At 63.4% G+C, this 15,640-nt stretch carries 13 protein-coding genes and 2 pseudogenes; 7 read left to right on the forward strand and 8 right to left on the reverse strand.

Annotation, left to right across the window (positions count from 1 at the left end):
- The 5 genes from MUU56_RS32415 to MUU56_RS32435 all read right to left on the reverse strand — a co-directional run.
- Positions 1-456: AMP-binding protein (locus MUU56_RS32415; protein WP_245083359.1), on the reverse strand; the 456-nt coding region annotated here is incomplete at its 3' end.
- Positions 453-1,877 carry a malonyl-CoA decarboxylase gene (locus tag MUU56_RS32420; protein ID WP_245083363.1) on the reverse strand — a complete coding sequence of 475 codons (1,425 nt, stop codon included), beginning with the start codon at positions 1,875-1,877 and terminating at the stop codon, positions 453-455. The genes MUU56_RS32415 and MUU56_RS32420, both read right to left, overlap by 4 nt.
- Positions 1,874-3,190, reverse strand: a complete 1,317-nt coding sequence (locus MUU56_RS32425) for a TRAP transporter large permease (RefSeq protein ID WP_245083366.1) — start codon at positions 3,188-3,190, stop codon at positions 1,874-1,876. The genes MUU56_RS32420 and MUU56_RS32425 overlap by 4 nt, the downstream gene beginning before the upstream one ends.
- On the reverse strand, positions 3,187-3,762 hold the full coding sequence (locus MUU56_RS32430; protein WP_245083369.1) for a TRAP transporter small permease subunit: 576 nt from the start codon (positions 3,760-3,762) through the stop codon (positions 3,187-3,189). The genes MUU56_RS32425 and MUU56_RS32430 overlap by 4 nt, the downstream gene beginning before the upstream one ends.
- Positions 3,763-3,832: 70 nt before the next feature.
- On the reverse strand, positions 3,833-4,822 hold the full coding sequence (locus MUU56_RS32435) for a TRAP transporter substrate-binding protein (RefSeq protein ID WP_245083372.1): 990 nt from the start codon (positions 4,820-4,822) through the stop codon (positions 3,833-3,835).
- 131 nt (positions 4,823-4,953) lie between these two features.
- On the opposite strand from MUU56_RS32435, the gene MUU56_RS32440 reads away from it, so the two are divergent.
- The 3 genes and pseudogenes from MUU56_RS32440 (at position 4,954) to nhaA (ending at position 8,444) form a co-directional block, all read left to right on the forward strand.
- Positions 4,954-5,628 carry a GntR family transcriptional regulator gene (locus MUU56_RS32440; protein ID WP_245083374.1) on the forward strand — a complete coding sequence of 225 codons (675 nt, stop codon included), beginning with the start codon at positions 4,954-4,956 and terminating at the stop codon, positions 5,626-5,628.
- 326 nt (positions 5,629-5,954) lie between these two features.
- A complete protein-coding gene (locus MUU56_RS32445; protein ID WP_245083376.1) occupies positions 5,955-6,854 on the forward strand; it encodes a CE1 family esterase in 900 nt (299 codons plus the stop codon).
- Positions 6,855-7,062: 208 nt separating this feature from the next.
- A pseudogene (gene nhaA, locus MUU56_RS32450) lies at positions 7,063-8,444 on the forward strand (Na+/H+ antiporter NhaA).
- A 197-nt stretch (positions 8,445-8,641) separates the two neighbouring features.
- On the opposite strand, the pseudogene MUU56_RS32455 reads toward nhaA, so the two are convergent.
- Both MUU56_RS32455 and MUU56_RS32460 read right to left on the reverse strand, forming a co-directional pair.
- Positions 8,642-9,393, reverse strand: a pseudogene (locus MUU56_RS32455) (alanine:cation symporter family protein); the annotation flags it as partial.
- A gap of 73 nt (positions 9,394-9,466) precedes the next feature.
- Positions 9,467-10,360, reverse strand: coding sequence for a LysR family transcriptional regulator (locus MUU56_RS32460; RefSeq protein ID WP_245083378.1), 894 nt, complete (start codon positions 10,358-10,360; stop codon positions 9,467-9,469).
- Between the two features lie 133 nt (positions 10,361-10,493).
- Here MUU56_RS32460 and MUU56_RS32465 point away from each other — a divergent pair, with 133 nt between their 5' ends.
- The 3 genes from MUU56_RS32465 to MUU56_RS32475 all read left to right on the forward strand — a co-directional run bounded on the left by MUU56_RS32465 (position 10,494) and on the right by MUU56_RS32475 (position 13,293).
- Positions 10,494-11,681, forward strand: a complete 1,188-nt coding sequence (locus MUU56_RS32465; protein WP_245083380.1) for an MFS transporter — start codon at positions 10,494-10,496, stop codon at positions 11,679-11,681.
- Between the two features lie 64 nt (positions 11,682-11,745).
- Positions 11,746-12,147 carry a cyclophilin-like fold protein gene (locus MUU56_RS32470; RefSeq protein WP_398433290.1) on the forward strand — a complete coding sequence of 134 codons (402 nt, stop codon included), beginning with the start codon at positions 11,746-11,748 and terminating at the stop codon, positions 12,145-12,147.
- Positions 12,148-12,189: 42 nt separating this feature from the next.
- Positions 12,190-13,293, forward strand: coding sequence for an alpha/beta hydrolase (locus tag MUU56_RS32475; protein ID WP_245083384.1), 1,104 nt, complete (start codon positions 12,190-12,192; stop codon positions 13,291-13,293).
- A gap of 193 nt (positions 13,294-13,486) precedes the next feature.
- On the opposite strand, the gene gcvA is transcribed toward MUU56_RS32475, so the two are convergent.
- On the reverse strand, positions 13,487-14,395 hold the full coding sequence (gcvA, locus tag MUU56_RS32480) for a transcriptional regulator GcvA (RefSeq protein WP_245083387.1): 909 nt from the start codon (positions 14,393-14,395) through the stop codon (positions 13,487-13,489).
- 197 nt (positions 14,396-14,592) lie between these two features.
- Between gcvA and MUU56_RS32485 the strand changes: the two genes are divergently transcribed.
- Positions 14,593-15,456: a DMT family transporter gene (locus tag MUU56_RS32485; RefSeq protein WP_245083390.1), complete on the forward strand. Its 864-nt coding sequence runs from the start codon at positions 14,593-14,595 to the stop codon at positions 15,454-15,456.
- Positions 15,457-15,640: the final 184 nt, after the last annotated feature.

Raw genomic sequence — 15,640 nt, forward strand, 5'->3', positions numbered from 1 at the left:
GCCGCGCTCCGCGTCGAGGAAATCGGTCTCCTCGTCCGCCGCAAGCTCCAGCAGCGAGCCGCCGCCCGCCTCGTCCAATGTTTCGACATGGGCGCCGCGGCGGGTAGCGATGTTGACGACGCCATCAGCCGACTTCGGAGTGCAAACGACGAGGCGGGGTTCGGCGTCGCCGATGAAATAGTCGAGTTCGGCCAGCGTATAGGCGGTATTCAGCGGCAGGTAGACGGCACCGGCGCGCAGGCAGGCGAGATAGAGCATCAGCGCCTCGGGGCTCTTTTCCACCTGCACGGCGACCCTGTCGCCGGGGCGTACGCCGAGCGTATCGAGAGCGCCCGCCAGCCGTCCCGATAGCGTCAGCATGTCGCCATAGGTCCACCGCCGCCCGTCGCCCGTCTCGATGAAGATCGCCTCCGGCCGTGCCGCTGCCCGGATCGCGTCGAAAAGATGATTGCTCATGCGCTCAACTCCCTTCTCCCCTTCTTCTTCTCGTCGCGGTCCTCCGTGCCGCCGCCGACCAGCGGTACGAGACTGCGGCCGCCGCGGTCGGTCGGCACGAGACGCCGGATGGCGGGGGTCGTCACCACCTCGTTGCGGCCGGCGAAGGCTTCGTGGTTGGTCTCGATGTCATCGAGCTTGTAAAGGTAGTTCACCATCAGCCCGTGCGCCTGGCGCATCGCGCGACCGGAGCGGTCGGCGAGGAAATTGATGCGCTCCAGCCGGGCGCCGTTGCCGAGATGGAAGCGGGCGACGGGATCGACGATGCGTCCTTTTGCATCGCGTGCCCTGAGAAAGTACCACGCGGCCGCGGCGGTCATGGTCGGCTGGACGGTTGCCCCGATTTCCTCGTCGTCGGCCCAGCCCTCGGTGTCGAGCACGGCAAGCCTGGCCTTTTCCGCATCGCCGAACGCGTCCGACGCCTCCGCGCGCCGTTCACGCGCGAGCCACGCAGCGAAGCCAGGTACCGGGGAAAGCGTGACGAACGTGTCGAGTTTCGGCAGGTCGCGGCGCAGATCCTCCACCACCTGCTTGATGAGGAAGTTGCCGAAGGAGATGCCCCGCAGGCCCTCCTGGCAATTCGAGATGGAATAGAAAACGGCCGTCGTGGCATCGGCGGCCCTGATGGGAGCCCGATCTTCGCGCAGGAGTTCGTCGATGCGCGAAGGCATATCCCGCGTCAGCGCCACTTCCACGAAGATCAGCGGCTCGTCCGGCAATTGCGGGTGGAAGAAGGCGAAGCAGCGCCGGTCCTCCGGCGCGAGACGTCGCCTCAGCTCGTCCCACCCGCCGATATGGTGCACCGCTTCATAGCGGATGATCTTCTCCAGGATGTCCGCCGGCGTCGACCAGCTTATCGGGCGGAGCACGAGGAACCCGCGGTTGAACCAGGAGCCGAAGAGGTGGGCGAAATCGGCATCGACGGCCTCGAGGTCGCGATCCTCCTCCTTGAGCTTGAGGAGCACCTCGCGCATCGCGACGAGCGTCGCGATGCCGTTCGGCGCAAGGTTCAGCCGCCGGATCAGTTCCTGGCGCCGCGGTTCGGCGGCGACATGGAGCTCCAGCAGCGCTTTCGGGCTCTGGCTCGCCCGGTAGGTGTCGATCGCCGCCTCCAGCCGCTCGGTCTTCGGTCCGAAGCGGGCAAGCAGCATTCGCATGAACTCGCGCTGCTTTTCGGTGTCGAAGGTCCGCCAGCGGTCGAGGATGTCCTTGGCGAGCGCCATGCCGGAGGCCTCGCCGCGGCTCGACAGCAGCGTCTCGCAGTGCGCCTCGATCGCGGCGAGCGGATCGAGCGTGTCCTCGCGCGCGCCGAAGGACAGGAAGCGCCGTCCCCGCTCGGTGATCGTCTGCAGCATGTCGCTGAACAGGGATGCGGTGTTCATTGGACGGCCCCCAGCATCTGGTTCGGCAGCCAGGTGGCGATGTCGGGGAAGATGCAGAGAATGACGATCGCCAAGAACATGACCAGTACGTATGGAAGCGAGCCCCAGAGGATGTCCTTGGTCGGAATGGTCGGGGCGATTGCGTTGATAACGAAGAGGTTGAGCCCGATCGGCGGGGTGATGAGGCCGACCTCCATGTTGATCGTCAGCACGATCGCGAACCAGTAGGGGTCGAAACCGGCCTGGGTGACGATGGGAAAGAGCATCGGCGCGGTCATGACGATGACGGCGACGGGCGGCAGGAACATGCCGCAGACCAAGAGGAAGATGTTGATGATGAACATCAGCACCCAGCGGTTGACCTCAAGGTCGGCGATGGCGGCCGCGACCGTCTGGGTGATGAAGAGGGAGGACAGGGCGAAGGCGAAGAGCTCCGCCGCCGCCATGATCATCATGATCATCACGCTTTCGCGCATGGCCGAGCCGAAGATGCCGGCGACGGGTTTTACCCGGAACAGGCGATAGGCGACGATCACGACGGCCAGCGTGAGGAACGCACCCGCTCCGGCCGCCTCGGACGGTGTCGCGATGCCGCCGTAGAGCACGTAGAGCGTGCCGGCGATGATCAGGAGGAAAGGCAGGATGCGCGGCAGGCGGGAAAGACGCTCCTGCATCGTGTAGCGGATCGCACGGGCGTCGAATTCGTAGCCTTTCCGCTTGCAGTCGATGACGGCCCAGATCATGAACATGACGGTGAGCATGATGCCGGGAATGACGCCCGCCATGAACAGACGTCCGATCGATGTCTCCGTCGCGATGCCATAGACGATGAGCGTGACGGAGGGCGGAATCAGGATGCCCAGCGTTCCGCCGGCGGCGATGGAACCTGTAGCGACCGAGGTCGGGTAGCCGCGCCGGAGCATTTCCGGAATGCCCATCTTGCCGATGGCCGCGCAGGTGGCCGGCGACGAGCCGGTCATGCCGGAAAAGATGGCGCAGGCGCCGATGTTCGACAGCACCAGCCCGCCCGGAATGCGGTTCAGCCAACGGTCGAGCGCCGTATAGAGATCCGAGCCGGCCGGCGAGGAGGCGACCGCTGCCCCCATCAGCACGAACATCGGTATGGAAACATAGGCAAGGTTGGCGATACCCGAGAACATCGTGTCGCCCAACACGTAGAAGATGGCGGCGCCGCTCTGCAGGTAGAGCGCGAGGAAGGCGGCGAGCCCCAGCGCGAAGGCGATCGGCATGCCGGTTGCGAGCAGCACGAAAAGGCAGACGATGATCATCAGGCCGGCGAGGGTAGGGCTCATCGCGGGAACTCCTTGGGAAGGGGCAGGTCGTCGCCGGTGCCGGCCGCCTGTTGCCCGGCAATCGGGGCATGGGTGCCGGCCGGCGCCGCCCCCGTGGTCAGCAGGATGAGGATCTGCGCCACATATTGCAGGCAAAGCACCACGAAGCCGGCCGGCAATGCCGAGAGCGGTATCCAGAGCGGCGGCGCCCAGACGCTCGAATGGCGCCAGTTGCCGAGCCAGGCCTCGTGGAACTGGACCCAGGTCGCCGCGAGCATGATGATGCAGAAGGCAAGCCCCAGAACGCTCGCCGTCAGGCGCATGCCGGCGCGGGTGCGCTCGCTGACTATCATTTCCACGACGTCGACGCCGACATGGCCGCCCTTCATCAGCACATAGGGTGCGCCGAGGAACATCGCGGCCGTGGCGGAGAATACGACGAAGTCGGTCTGCCAGATCGTCGGCATGCGGAAGATGTAGCGCAGCAGGATCATCTGGCAGACTACCAGCATGGCCGCGACGATGAGGAGCGTGGCGATGAGGGCCAGCCCGCGCGACAACGCGCCGACCGCCCGTATATAGGCGTTGACCATCTGAGATCCCCTTGTTGGCCTGAGGAACGGGCAGCAGGTGTCTGACCTGCCGCCCGTTGACAAATCCGGCCTATTCGACGGCCAGTGCCTTCTCGATCAGCTTGTCGCCGTTCGGCACATTGGCGGCAAAGTTCTTGTACGAGGACTGTCTGGCGACTTCGAGCCAGGCATCGTAATCCGCCTTCGACATCTCGACCACCTCGACGCCCGCCTTCTTGTAGGCGTCGATCATGATCTGGTCGCCCTTGCGGACCTCCTCGTTGAAATAGGCCTCCGCCTTTTCTCCCGCCGCAAGGATCGCCTTCTGCTGTGCCTCCGTCAGGCCCTCTAAGACCCGCTTGGAGATGAGCACCGGCTCGTACATGAACCAGAGCGCGTTTTCGCCGGGCGCCGTCAGGCATTTGGCATGCTCGAACAGGCGGTAGGAAACGAAGCTCGCCGACGAGGTATTTGCCGCGTCGAGCACGCCTGTCTGCATGCCGGTATAGATTTCGGACGAGGGCATGGACGAGATCGAGGCGCCAGCCGCCACCAGCATCTCCTCGAAGGCGGGGCCGGCAGCGCGGATGACCTGCCCCTTGATCGTCTCGGGCGTCGTGATGCAGCCTTGCTTGGAAGCGAAGGCGCCGGACAGCCACGCATCGGCGATCACCATCGCACCGGCATTTTCGATGATCGCCTTGATGTCCTTCATGAAGTCGGAATCGTTGAGGCGCATCGCGCGGTCGAAGTTGCCGACGAGACCCGGCATCAGCGTCGCCGAGAATTCCGGATGCCGGCCGGACGCATAGTCCAGCGGGAAGGATGTCATGTCGAGCAGGCCGCGCGTCACGGCGTTCCACTGGTCGTTCGGCTTGTAGAGCGAAGAGCCGGGAAACACCTGGATCTCAAGGTCGACATTTGCGGCCGCCACATCGCGGGCGATCATCTGCACCATCTCGTCGCGGATGTCGCCCTTGCCGCCGGGAAACTGGTGGGATGCCTTCAGGATCGTCTGCGCGGATGCCGAGCCGGCCAGAAGCGCGGCCGACACGCACAGCATATGTGCGAATCTTCTCATTTTAACCTCCCTGATATTCCGGCCCTCCCGCCGGATTGGTATAGAGTGTGCCTTGGTATTGCACACCATGTCAATATTTTTGTATACAAGATAGGCGAGTTTGCATATCTCGCCCTGCATGAGGGATGAAAATGGCCGGCAACACGTTTCACAAGCTGCGTGACGAAATCGAGAACGGCATCGTCACGGGGGAGTTCGAGCCTGGTGAACGGCTTGACGAGGTGCAGCTTGCGACGCGCTATGGCGTATCGCGCACGCCCATACGCGAGGCGTTGATGCAGCTTGGCGCGATCGGCCTCGTCGAGATCCGCCCGCGGCGCGGCGCGGTGGTGGTCGATCCCGCGCCGGATCGCGTCTTCGAGATGTTCGAGGTCATGGCGGAGATGGAGGGCATGGCAGGCGCGCTGGCCGCGCGCCGGCATACGGAGGACGACCATGTTGCATTGGTCCAGGCCCATGCGCAATGCGAGGAGGCGGCCACCAGCGAGGATACCGATCGCTACTACTACGAGAACGAGACGTTCCACCGGGCGATCTATGCGGCAAGCCATTCCGGTTTTCTGGAGGAGCAATGCGTCGCCCTTCATCGCCGGCTGAGGCCATATCGGCGCCTTCAGTTGCGCGTGCGGAACCGGATGAAGATGTCGCTGAAGGAGCATGGCGAGATCGTTGCCGCGATTCTCGCAGGGGACGCGGAGGCTGCTCGTGCGCTGCTGCGCGGCCATGTCGCCGTGCAGGGAGACCGTTTCAGCGACCTCGTCGCCTCGCTGGGCAAGCGGGAAGGGAAAAGGTTATCACTCGGATAGGCCGCTGTCGTAGTTGCTGGTGGTGAGGGGACGTATTCGCTCGCGAGGATACGGCCGAAGCGCTTGACTTGCCGGAAGCACCACGGCATTGGATTCCGTATCGGCAGCAAGCTTGATGTCATGCGTGATTCGGTCCGGCGATATGGACCGCAGCGCCCGCCGAAACACACCGGAAATCACAAGGCGTTTTGATGGAAACTCGTCTGCGTGGCCGCTTGCGGCCTGAAGGGTCTGTTCGCGTGACTGCGATGGGACTGTTCCTCTTTCTCGGCCTGGCGGGGCCTGGTTTCGCCGCGGGATGCGGCCAGCCATTGGAACCCGGCCGGATGGAATTCACGGTGAAGACCGGCGGCTTCGAACGGCCGGCGCTGGCGTACATTCCGACCGCCTATGACGGCAAGACGAGGCTTGCGGTCGTCTTCGACTTTCACGGCAGCAATTCCGGCCCGGCAGGCCAGTTCCGCCGGAGTGGCTGGAACACCGTCGCCGAGCATGAGGGGGTCGTCGCGATCGCGTTGCAGGGCAGCCTCAAAGGTGAGTACGAGGGTACCCATGCCTGGAATGTGCCGGGCGTAACGCATGGCGGAAACCTTGATGACGAGCGCTACATCAAGGATGCGGTCAAGACGGTCAAGGAGACGTTCTGTGTCGACCCGACCCGCATCTACGCCTCCGGCTATTCGGGCGGCGGGCGCATGCTGTCCCAGTACATCTGCAACGGCCATCCGGAATTTGCCGCCGCCGGCTTCGTCATGGGCTTGCGTGCCGGCTATCCCGTCGAGCGCGATGGTGTCTGGCAGCCGGATATCGCAAGCTGCAAGCCCGGCAACCCGATCTCGATCATCGCGTTCTCGGGCATGAAGGATGTCACCAATCCTTTCCTGGGCGGCGGCAAATCCTATTGGCAATATGGCGGCGAGGCGGCGCTGAAGCGCTGGGCGGAACTCGACAAATGCGAAGGCAAGGGCAACCTCGTCAATGACGCGGCGATGACGGCCTTGTCATTCAAGGCCTGCGCCGGTGGCGCGCGCATTACGTCCTATCTGCTCAAGGATAACACCCATGCCTGGCCGTCGAGCAGCGTGCTGTTCCGAACCTTCGACGCGAACGGCAAGGTGACCTCGGAGCGCGATGCGACGGGCCGCATGTGGGAATTCTTCAAGAACACGCGCTCGCCCGAAGAAACGCCCCTGACGGCAGGGGAGGCGGCGGGACGGGCCGGCTGAGCCGCGAAGCGCCTGAGGCGGTGATGTCGTCAACATCAGACTTCGCAAATTACAAATCCGCTGTCCAAGTCTGAAATCTACAGCCGGACTACACCGACGGTTGGAAAATCACTTCCGGTTTGTTAGAAGGCGCATGGGTGTCTCTCGCATGGTGCGGGAAGGCAGGTTTCTTGCGTTGGTCGGGCCGCCACGCGGAGAGACCGTACCCATGAAACGCACCACGCCTGCGCAGAAGCGCCCCCGTGCCCAGATTCTCACCGAACGTGCACTCGCGTCCCTTGAACGCTTCCTGCATATCGAGGCGGTCAGCGGAGCTGTCTTGCTGGTCGCGGCGGCGGTAGCCCTCATCTGGGCAAACTCGCCGCTATCGGAAAGCTATCACCACCTCTGGCACATGTCCCTTTCGGTTGGCGTGAGCGAGCTGGTTTTCGATCGCCCTCTCCATTTCTGGATCAACGACGCGCTGATGACCGTGTTCTTCCTCGTGGTTGGCATGGAGATCCGGCGGGAGATCCACGAGGGCGCGCTGAGCGATCTGCGGCAGGCGTCTCTGCCCATCGCGGCAGCCATAGGCGGTGTAGTCGTGCCGGCGTTGGTCTATCTGGCCCTGAACGGTTCCGGCCCGCAGGCGCAAGGCTGGGCCATTCCGACGGCCACGGACATTGCCTTCGCCGTCGGCGTGCTGGCGCTGCTCGGCAAATCCATACCGGGCAATGTGCGTGTGTTCCTGCTGACGCTGGCGATCATCGACGACGTCATTGCCGTCCTCATCATTGCCTTCTTCTATTCCGGCGGTTTGGAATATGGCGGCTTTGCCGTAGCCGCCCTCGGCATCGTCATGGTGTTCGCTCTCCAGGGAATGGGCGTTGGGTCGGCTTATGTCTATGTGTTGCCGGGAGCGATCATCTGGTCCGGCCTGCTGATGACCGGCGCACATCCGACGCTGGCAGGGGTCGTACTGGGGTTGATGACGCCGGTTACGTCCGTGCGCCTGCGTGAAAACCCGCTGGATGCCCTGTCGCGCATCGCCACCGAGCTCCTCGGGCTGGAGCAGAATGGAAAAACCGACCATATGAGCGGCCCGCTCAAGGAACTGCGCCGCGCCCAGCGGAACTCCTTCCGCCCGTCGTGCGCGTGCAGGCGGCCCTGCATCCCTGGGTGGCCTACGGGGTGATGCCGCTGTTCGCACTGGCGAATGCCGGGGTCAGCTTCGCCGGTGTCAATCTCTCGGGCGGCGCTCCGTTATGGGTGATGATTGGCGTCGGCATTGCCCTGATCGCGGGCAAGCCGCTGGGCGTCGCTTCCGTAAGCTGGCTGCTGGTGCGCCTCGGCCTGTGCCGCCTGCCGCCCGGCATGGGTTGGGGCAGTGTCTGGCTCATCGGGTTGCTGGCCGGCATCGGCTTCACCATGTCCATCTTCGTCTCGATGCTGGCCTTCACCGACGAGGATATGCTTGCCGCCGCGAAACTCGGCGTTCTTGCGGGCTCCTTCGTTTCGGCGCTGCTGGGGCTCGGATGGGGCGTCCTCTACGCCCGGGGCATATCACAGAAAGACGTGGCCGGCCGCGGCAATCTGGCGGGATATCCCTGACCCGTCGTTCACCGGGCGGACACGGCGTCGCCCTTCCATGGGACTTCTTTATATGTGGAAAATCTAATGGATAAGCAGCTAGCGAGAGCGGAGCGCCTGGCAACGATCGCGGCGAACATCGCCTGCGTCATCATCGCGCTTCTTCTCATCTTCCCGCTCGTCGCCCACTTTGTCTGATCGGCCAGCGCGGCCCGGTGTCATGTCCGGGACCAGATCGAATGCTCGATCTTGCCCTTCAGTTCCGGATAGGCTTCGGGATCGAAGCGCGGCTCGCCCGTCTTCTTCTGGTCGAAATAGTCCTTCGTCAGCTTGGCGACGGTGCCGGAAAGCAGCAGGATGGCGATCAGGTTGACCGACGCCATCAGGCCCATCGCCGCGTCGGCCATGTTGAACACGACGGCCACTGTCGTATACGCGCCCCAGATCACCATGAGCAGGACGGCGACCCTGAGACCGCTGATCGCGCCCTTGTTGTCGAGCTTGAGGAAGACCATCGCATTCTCCGAATAGGCGTAGTTGCCGATGATGGAGGTGAAGGCGAAGAAGAAGATGGCGATGGCGATGAAGTAGCGGCCGGCCTCACCGATATGAGCGACCATGGCCTCCTGCGTTAGCGGCGTTCCGGTGAGTTCCGAGCCGGGCGTCATGACGCCGGAGAGCAGGATCATGACGCCTGTCGCCGTGCAGATCAGGATCGTATCGATGAAGACGCCGAGCGCCTGTACGAAACCCTGGCTGGACGGGTGATGCGGGGAGGGGGTGGCGACCGCCGCGATGTTCGGCGCCGACCCCATGCCGGCCTCGTTGGAGAAAAGGCCGCGCTTGACGCCGTTGAGCATGGCTCCGGCGATACCGCCCGCCGCTTGCTCGATGCCGAAGGCGCTCTTGACGATCAGCGCAAGCACAGCGGCACCTCGGTGATGTTGGCGACGACCACGTAGAGGGCCATGCCGAGCATGACACTCTGCTGTCCAAAACCTGCCAGTTCGGTCTCCACTCCAAAAGCGTGACGATGTACCTTTCTACCCACGATGCCGCAACGCATCGACGATGACCTTGAACGCGGGCAGGTGTTGCCGGCGGCTTGGATAATAGAGGAAATAGCCGTCGAAGAAGGGCGACCAGTCGTCCAGCACCTGCACCAGTTTGCCCGAAGCGATGTGCCGCTCGACGATGTTCTCCGGCACATAGGCAATGCCGTAGCCGTTCATCGCGGCGTCGATCATGGCGTAGGAGTTGTTGAAGGTGAGCTGGCCGCTGACGCGCACCCGCAGTTCCTGCCTATCCTTCTCGAACTCCCATGCGTAAAGGCCACCGGCACTCTCATGGCGCATGTTGATGCAGCAGTGCCGGACGAGATCCTGCGGATGCTCAGGGATACCGTGTTCGGCAAGATAGTCCGGCGAGGCCACCGCGACCAGACGCCAGTCCGGTCCGATGCGCATGGCGATCATATCCTTTTCGACACTTTCCCCAAGCCGCACGCCCGCGTCGAAACCCTCCTCGACGATGTTGCGGAACGTGCTGTCGAGGATCAGCTCGACGTTGATATCGGGGTAAGCCTTGAGCACCGGCTTCAGCTTCGGCCAGACAACGCTTTCGAGCGCGTGGTCGGAGAGCGTCAGCCGGATCGTGCCCGTCGGCGTGTCGCGGAACGCCGATAGCGCGGCGATCTCATCCTCGATCTCAGCCATGCGCGGGGTGATTGTCTGAAGAAGCCTCTCCCCCGCCGGCGTCGTGGCGACGTTGCGCGTCGTGCGCGTCAGAAGGCGAATGCCCATGTTCGTCTCAAGCTGCCGGATGGCGTAGCTGAGGGTAGACTGCGCCACGCCGATCCTCGCCGCCGCCTTGGTGAAGCTCTTCTCTTCGGCGACGATCCTGAACCAGATCAACTGGTTGAAATCCGTCTTCCCCATGTGTCCTCGCGGTGTTCGATGCTCGGAGATTAATCGATGACATCGATTGATCCAATCAAATTGCGACGACTAATCGTCTCAGTGTCGGCGAGCTATATCCGCATCGAACCCGATGAACAGGAGAATGCGGACAATGGTTTCCGCCGTGGAAAATACCGGCAGCAAGCCTGCCGCCTGGGGCGCCGTCCTTTCGATGGCGCTGTGCGTGGCGATGCTGATCGCCTCGGAATTCATGCCGGTCAGCCTGCTGACGCCGATGGCCGAAGGCTTGCATGCGACGGAAGGGCAGACGGGGCAGGCGATCTCGATCAGCGGGCTGTTCGCCGTCGCGGCCAGCATGCTCGTCACCACCGCCGCCGGATGGCTGAACCGGAAATGGGTGCTGATCGCGATGACGGCCTTCATGCTGCTGTCGCTGGTTCTGGTCGCCGCCGCGCCGAACTTCCTCGTGCTGATGGCCGGCCGCGCGTTGCTCGGCGTCTGCATCGGCGGTTTCTGGGCTCTGGCGACCGCCGTCATCATGCGGCTGGTTCCGACAGAGGATGTGCCGCGTGCGCTAGCGCTGATGTATGGCGGGCAGGCGATTGCCGCCGCCTTCGCAGCTCCCGTCGGCAGCTATCTCGGCGGCCTGTTCGGCTGGCGTGAGGTCTTTTGGGCCCTGACGCCCATCGTTGCGATCAACCTCGTCTGGCATGCGGTCGCGCTTCCCTCGCTGCCCGCGCATCGGAAGCAGGACTTCCGGGCGATGCTCGGCCTGCTGAAGCAGCCCTATTTCCAGCGTGGGCTTTTGGCCTGCATGCTGTCCTGGGGCTCGGCCTTCACCATGTTCACCTATCTGCGGCCGTTTCTGGAGCAGGTGACGGGTGTGGACGTGACGACACTGTCGGTCCTGCTGCTGCTTCTCGGTTGCGCGGGGTTCATCGGCACATGGGCGGCAGGCCGATTCCTGAAAGGGAACGTCGCCCCCTTTCTGAAGCTGCCAGCGCTCGTCATGGGCGGTGCGACCATCGGGCTGCTGCTTTTCGGTTTCTCGGTCGCCGCCGTCGGCTTCTTCATGGCCATCTGGGGCGCGATGAACACCATGTTCTCGGTCATCTGGATGACATGGATGTCGCAGAACGCCGACGACGCGCCCGAAGCCGCAGGCAGCCTGATGGTCGCGGCGATCCAGGCCTCGATTCTGCTCGGCGCGGTCATCGGCGGGCTGCTGCTCGACGGCATTTCCATCGAGGCGACGTTCATCGGCAGCGTCGTGCTGGCGGTGCTTGCAATCGCCCTGATCGGCAATGGCCAGCGCCTGCTGAAGCCGGAGGCGATCTGACATGAATCAGTCCGCACCGATCTCCCGGCGTCGATTGCTGGCGACAAGCGCCGCCGGCCTTGCCATGCCGATCTTTCTGCCCTCGACCAGGACGCAAGCCCAGGAAGGAGCGATCATGCGCCTTAAACTGACTTTCGCCGATCAACAGTTCACGGCGACGCTGGAAGACAATGCCGCGGCGCGCGAGCTCTTCGCCATGCTGCCGCTGGATCTCATAATCGACGACTATTCGACCAACGAAAAGATCGCCTACCTGCCGCGCAAGCTCAGCGATGACGGCAGTACACGCTTCGAGAACGAGGCCATCGGCGACCTCTGCTACTACGCGCCCTGGGGCAATCTGGCGATGTTCCACGGCCCCTACCGCTGGTCGCGCGGTCTGGTCCGGCTCGGCCGGCTGGATCAGGGCGCAAAGCCTCTGCTGGTGCGCGGCGAATTTCCGCTCCGCATCGAAGCGCTGACCTGACGCACGGCGCGACCCCTTTCCCAACCGCAAGGAGACCCTGCCATGAACCGGAACACCGACTCTGGAATCGAACTCCACCAAAACACCCCCGACGCCGGCCGTCGCAATTTGCTCAAGCTGACCGGCGCGGGTGCTGCCGCCTTCGGTGCAGCATCATTTCTCAAAACTCCCAACGCAAAGGCTCAGAATATGTCACAGGACTGGGACAAGGTTTTCCCCAAGAGCGAAAAGGTCGACCACGAGAAGGTCACGTTCAAGAACCGTTACGGCATCACCCTTGCAGGCGATCTCTACCTGCCGAAGGACCGGGCGAATGACCGCCTTCCGGCCATCGTCGTCAGCGGCCCGTTCGGCGCCGTCAAGGAACAGTCGTCGGGTCTCTATGCGCAGACCATGGCGGAGCGCGGCTTCGTCACGCTGGCGTTCGACCCTTCCTATACCGGCGAAAGCGGCGGTGAACCGCGCAATGTCGCTTCGCCCGACATCAACACAGAGGATTTCATGGCGGGGGTCGATTATCTCGGCCTGCAGGCTTCCGTCGACCGCGAGCGGATCGGCGTCATCGGCATCTGTGGCTGGGGCGGCATGGCGTTGAATGCCGTCGCCGCCGACAAGCGCGTCAAGGCCGTCGTCGCCAGCACCATGTACGACATGACCCGCGTCATGTCGAAGGGCTACAACGACAGCGTGACCCTGGAGCAGCGCACGCAGGCACTGGAGCAACTGAGCCGCCAGCGCTGGGTGGATGCCGAAAAAGGCACTCCGGCCTACCAGCCGCCCTACAACGAGCTGAAGGGTGGCGAGGCGCAGTTCCTGGTCGATTACCACGACTATTACATGACGCCGCGCGGCTACCATAAGCGTGCGGTCAACTCCGGCAATGCCTGGACGATCACGACGCCGATGTCGTTCATGAACATGCCCATCCTGAGCTACATCAAGGAGATCTCGCCGCGGCCGGTCCTGCTGATCCACGGCGAGAAGGCGCATTCGCGTTATTTCAGCGAAACGGCCTTTGAGGCCGCGGCTGAGCCGAAGGAACTGGTGATCATCCCCGGCGCCAACCACGTCGATCTCTACGACAGGATGGACGTGATCCCATTCGACAAGATTGCCGGCTTCTTCAATCAGCACCTCGCCGCATAAGCTGTCGGCGGTGCCTGTGCCCTCGGGCATGGGCACCGCGGCTAGCTCGGGAAACACGCTGCTGGTGGTGCCTGACGACTGCTTGACGTGGACGGGCAGCCTCCGACCTCATCGCGGGCCCTCTTAGCCGCATCCCGCTTTCCTGCCACCAATCCTCGTCGGAATCGCGCGGCGGCAGAACTGCGCTGGTGCGTCAGCCTTGTATGCTTCGCGTAAAATCCCGTGCCTCCCGCAAGATCCAGTCCCGGAAAGCGCGGACCTTCGGGTGATCCTGATTGCCGATCTTGTAAATCAGGTCGTAGCCCCATGCGACTTCAAGCTTCGCCTGCGGGAAGAGCGATATCAGGCGGCCGGCGGCAAGGTCCTCCGCGACAAGGACGCTCCGGCCGAGCGCGACACCGGCCCCGCGGACGGCAGCATCGATGGACATGCTGCCATGGCTGTATCCGGGGCCGCGCCCGCCCGGATACGGCAACCCCATCATCGCAAACCACCGCTCCCATGTCGTGTTCATCCCGATTTCGTGGATGAGCTGGCATTTCGCCAGATCGTCCATCGCATGGAGCCCGCCCATCCTGTCGCGATAATCGGGGGAGCAGACCGGCGAGACCGTCTCGTTCATGATGCGCTCGGCTGCCGCGAAGGCATACTCGCCGTCTCCGTAGCGCAGCGCCACGTCGACATGGCCTGCCGCGAAATCCACCAGCGTATCGGTCACTTCGAGATGGATGTCGAGGTCCGGGGAGGTCGCCATCAGGCGGTGAAGACGCTGCGTCAACCACTTGCTGGCAAAGGAGACGCTGCAATTCACGACCAGACGGGACGTGTCGTTCTTCCGGCGCAGTTCCTCCGCCTCGCGCGCCAGTTCCGACAGCAGTCGAGTCACGGTGCTGAAGAAGGCTTGGCCCGCGTCGGTCAGTTCGATCCTCCGGGTCAGGCGGCGAAAGAGCGGCACGCCGAGATAATCTTCCAGCGCCTTGATCTGTCGGCTCACGGCGCCATGGGTCAGGTGAAGTTCCTGTGCCGCGAGCGTCATGCTCAGGCGGCGGCCCGTCGCCTCGAAGGCCCGGAGTGTCTGGAGCGGTGGAAGCTGGTCGGCCATAGGCTTACGCGTGATCTGGCATCACGCATCCTGTGAGAACAAATGGTTTGTCGGGCGGGTAAATCCCGGCCTACACATGACACAGCCGCAAGCCAGTGCCAATTCCATAGGTCCCAGAAGTGTCCCAGAATTCCGTGACCGTCGCACCGCAATCGCTCACCTCGACAGGCCCCCTGTCGATGAAGAGTCTTGGAGCCATGCTGCTGCTGGCGCTGATGTGGGGGCTGTCGATCCCGATCACGAAGCTCGGCCTCGGCAGCATTCCTCCCATGACGCTGACGGCGCTCCGCTTCATGGTCGCCGTGCCGCTCATGATGTTCCTGGCTCGACGGGAGCTGCGGGTTCCGGCAAAGGCAGTTCTTCCCATCGTCGGCCTCGGCGTCATGGGCATCACGCTCGGCAACGTCGCGCAGTCCTTCGGCGTGCAGGGCACGTCGGCCTCCGCCGCGACCATTCTTTCGGCAACCATCCCGCTGTTCATCGTCATTCTGGCCGCCATCCGCTTCAGGCAGCCGGTAACATCGCTGCAATGGAGCGGCCTCCTGGCCGCCTTCTTCGGGATCGCCCTTGTAGCAATCGGTAGCGGACCGGGTGTCGACGACATGTCGAGGACGACAGTCTCCGGAGTTGCCCTGATGCTGATCTCGTCGGTCGGCATTGCGATCTATTACATCTGGAGCGCCGAGCTGACGGAGAAGTATGGCCTGATGCCTGTCGCGGCATGGAACATGCTCGTCGGGCTCCTGACGGTACTGCCGCTCGCAGGCTGGGAAATGTCCAGACAGCCTGTCGATGTCACGGCGCAGGCTCTGGCAGCCATCATCTATCTCGGCGTCGTGGTCACCGTGATCGGGCTGATCCTGTGGCTCTACCTTCTGAAGGTCGTTCCTGCCCGCATCGCTGCTAGCGTGCAATACCTACAGCCTGTATTCGGCATCGGCGCCAGCGCCTTTTTGTTTGGTGACGAGTTGGGACTGCTGTTCGCCGCAGGCGTGACCCTTGTTCTTGCCGGTCTCGTACTCGCGGCTTCCAATAAGCATGCCAACTCCCCGGCGGCATGACCGTTCGATAAGTTCAATCCCCCGCTCGGTTACTCCCCGAGCGACTTGGCCCGCCCCAGTGGCGGGCCTCTTTTCGTCCATAAAAGCTGTCTGGGGCGGCCTTGGGCCTAGTTGTTCAGTCCCGGCATCTGGTGGATTGGATCGAGGATGAATCTGCCGGGCTCTGAAGTCCAGACCTTGCAGA

It is taken from the genome of Shinella yambaruensis (assembly GCF_022899355.1).
GTDB classification, from domain to species: domain Bacteria; phylum Pseudomonadota; class Alphaproteobacteria; order Rhizobiales; family Rhizobiaceae; genus Shinella; species Shinella yambaruensis.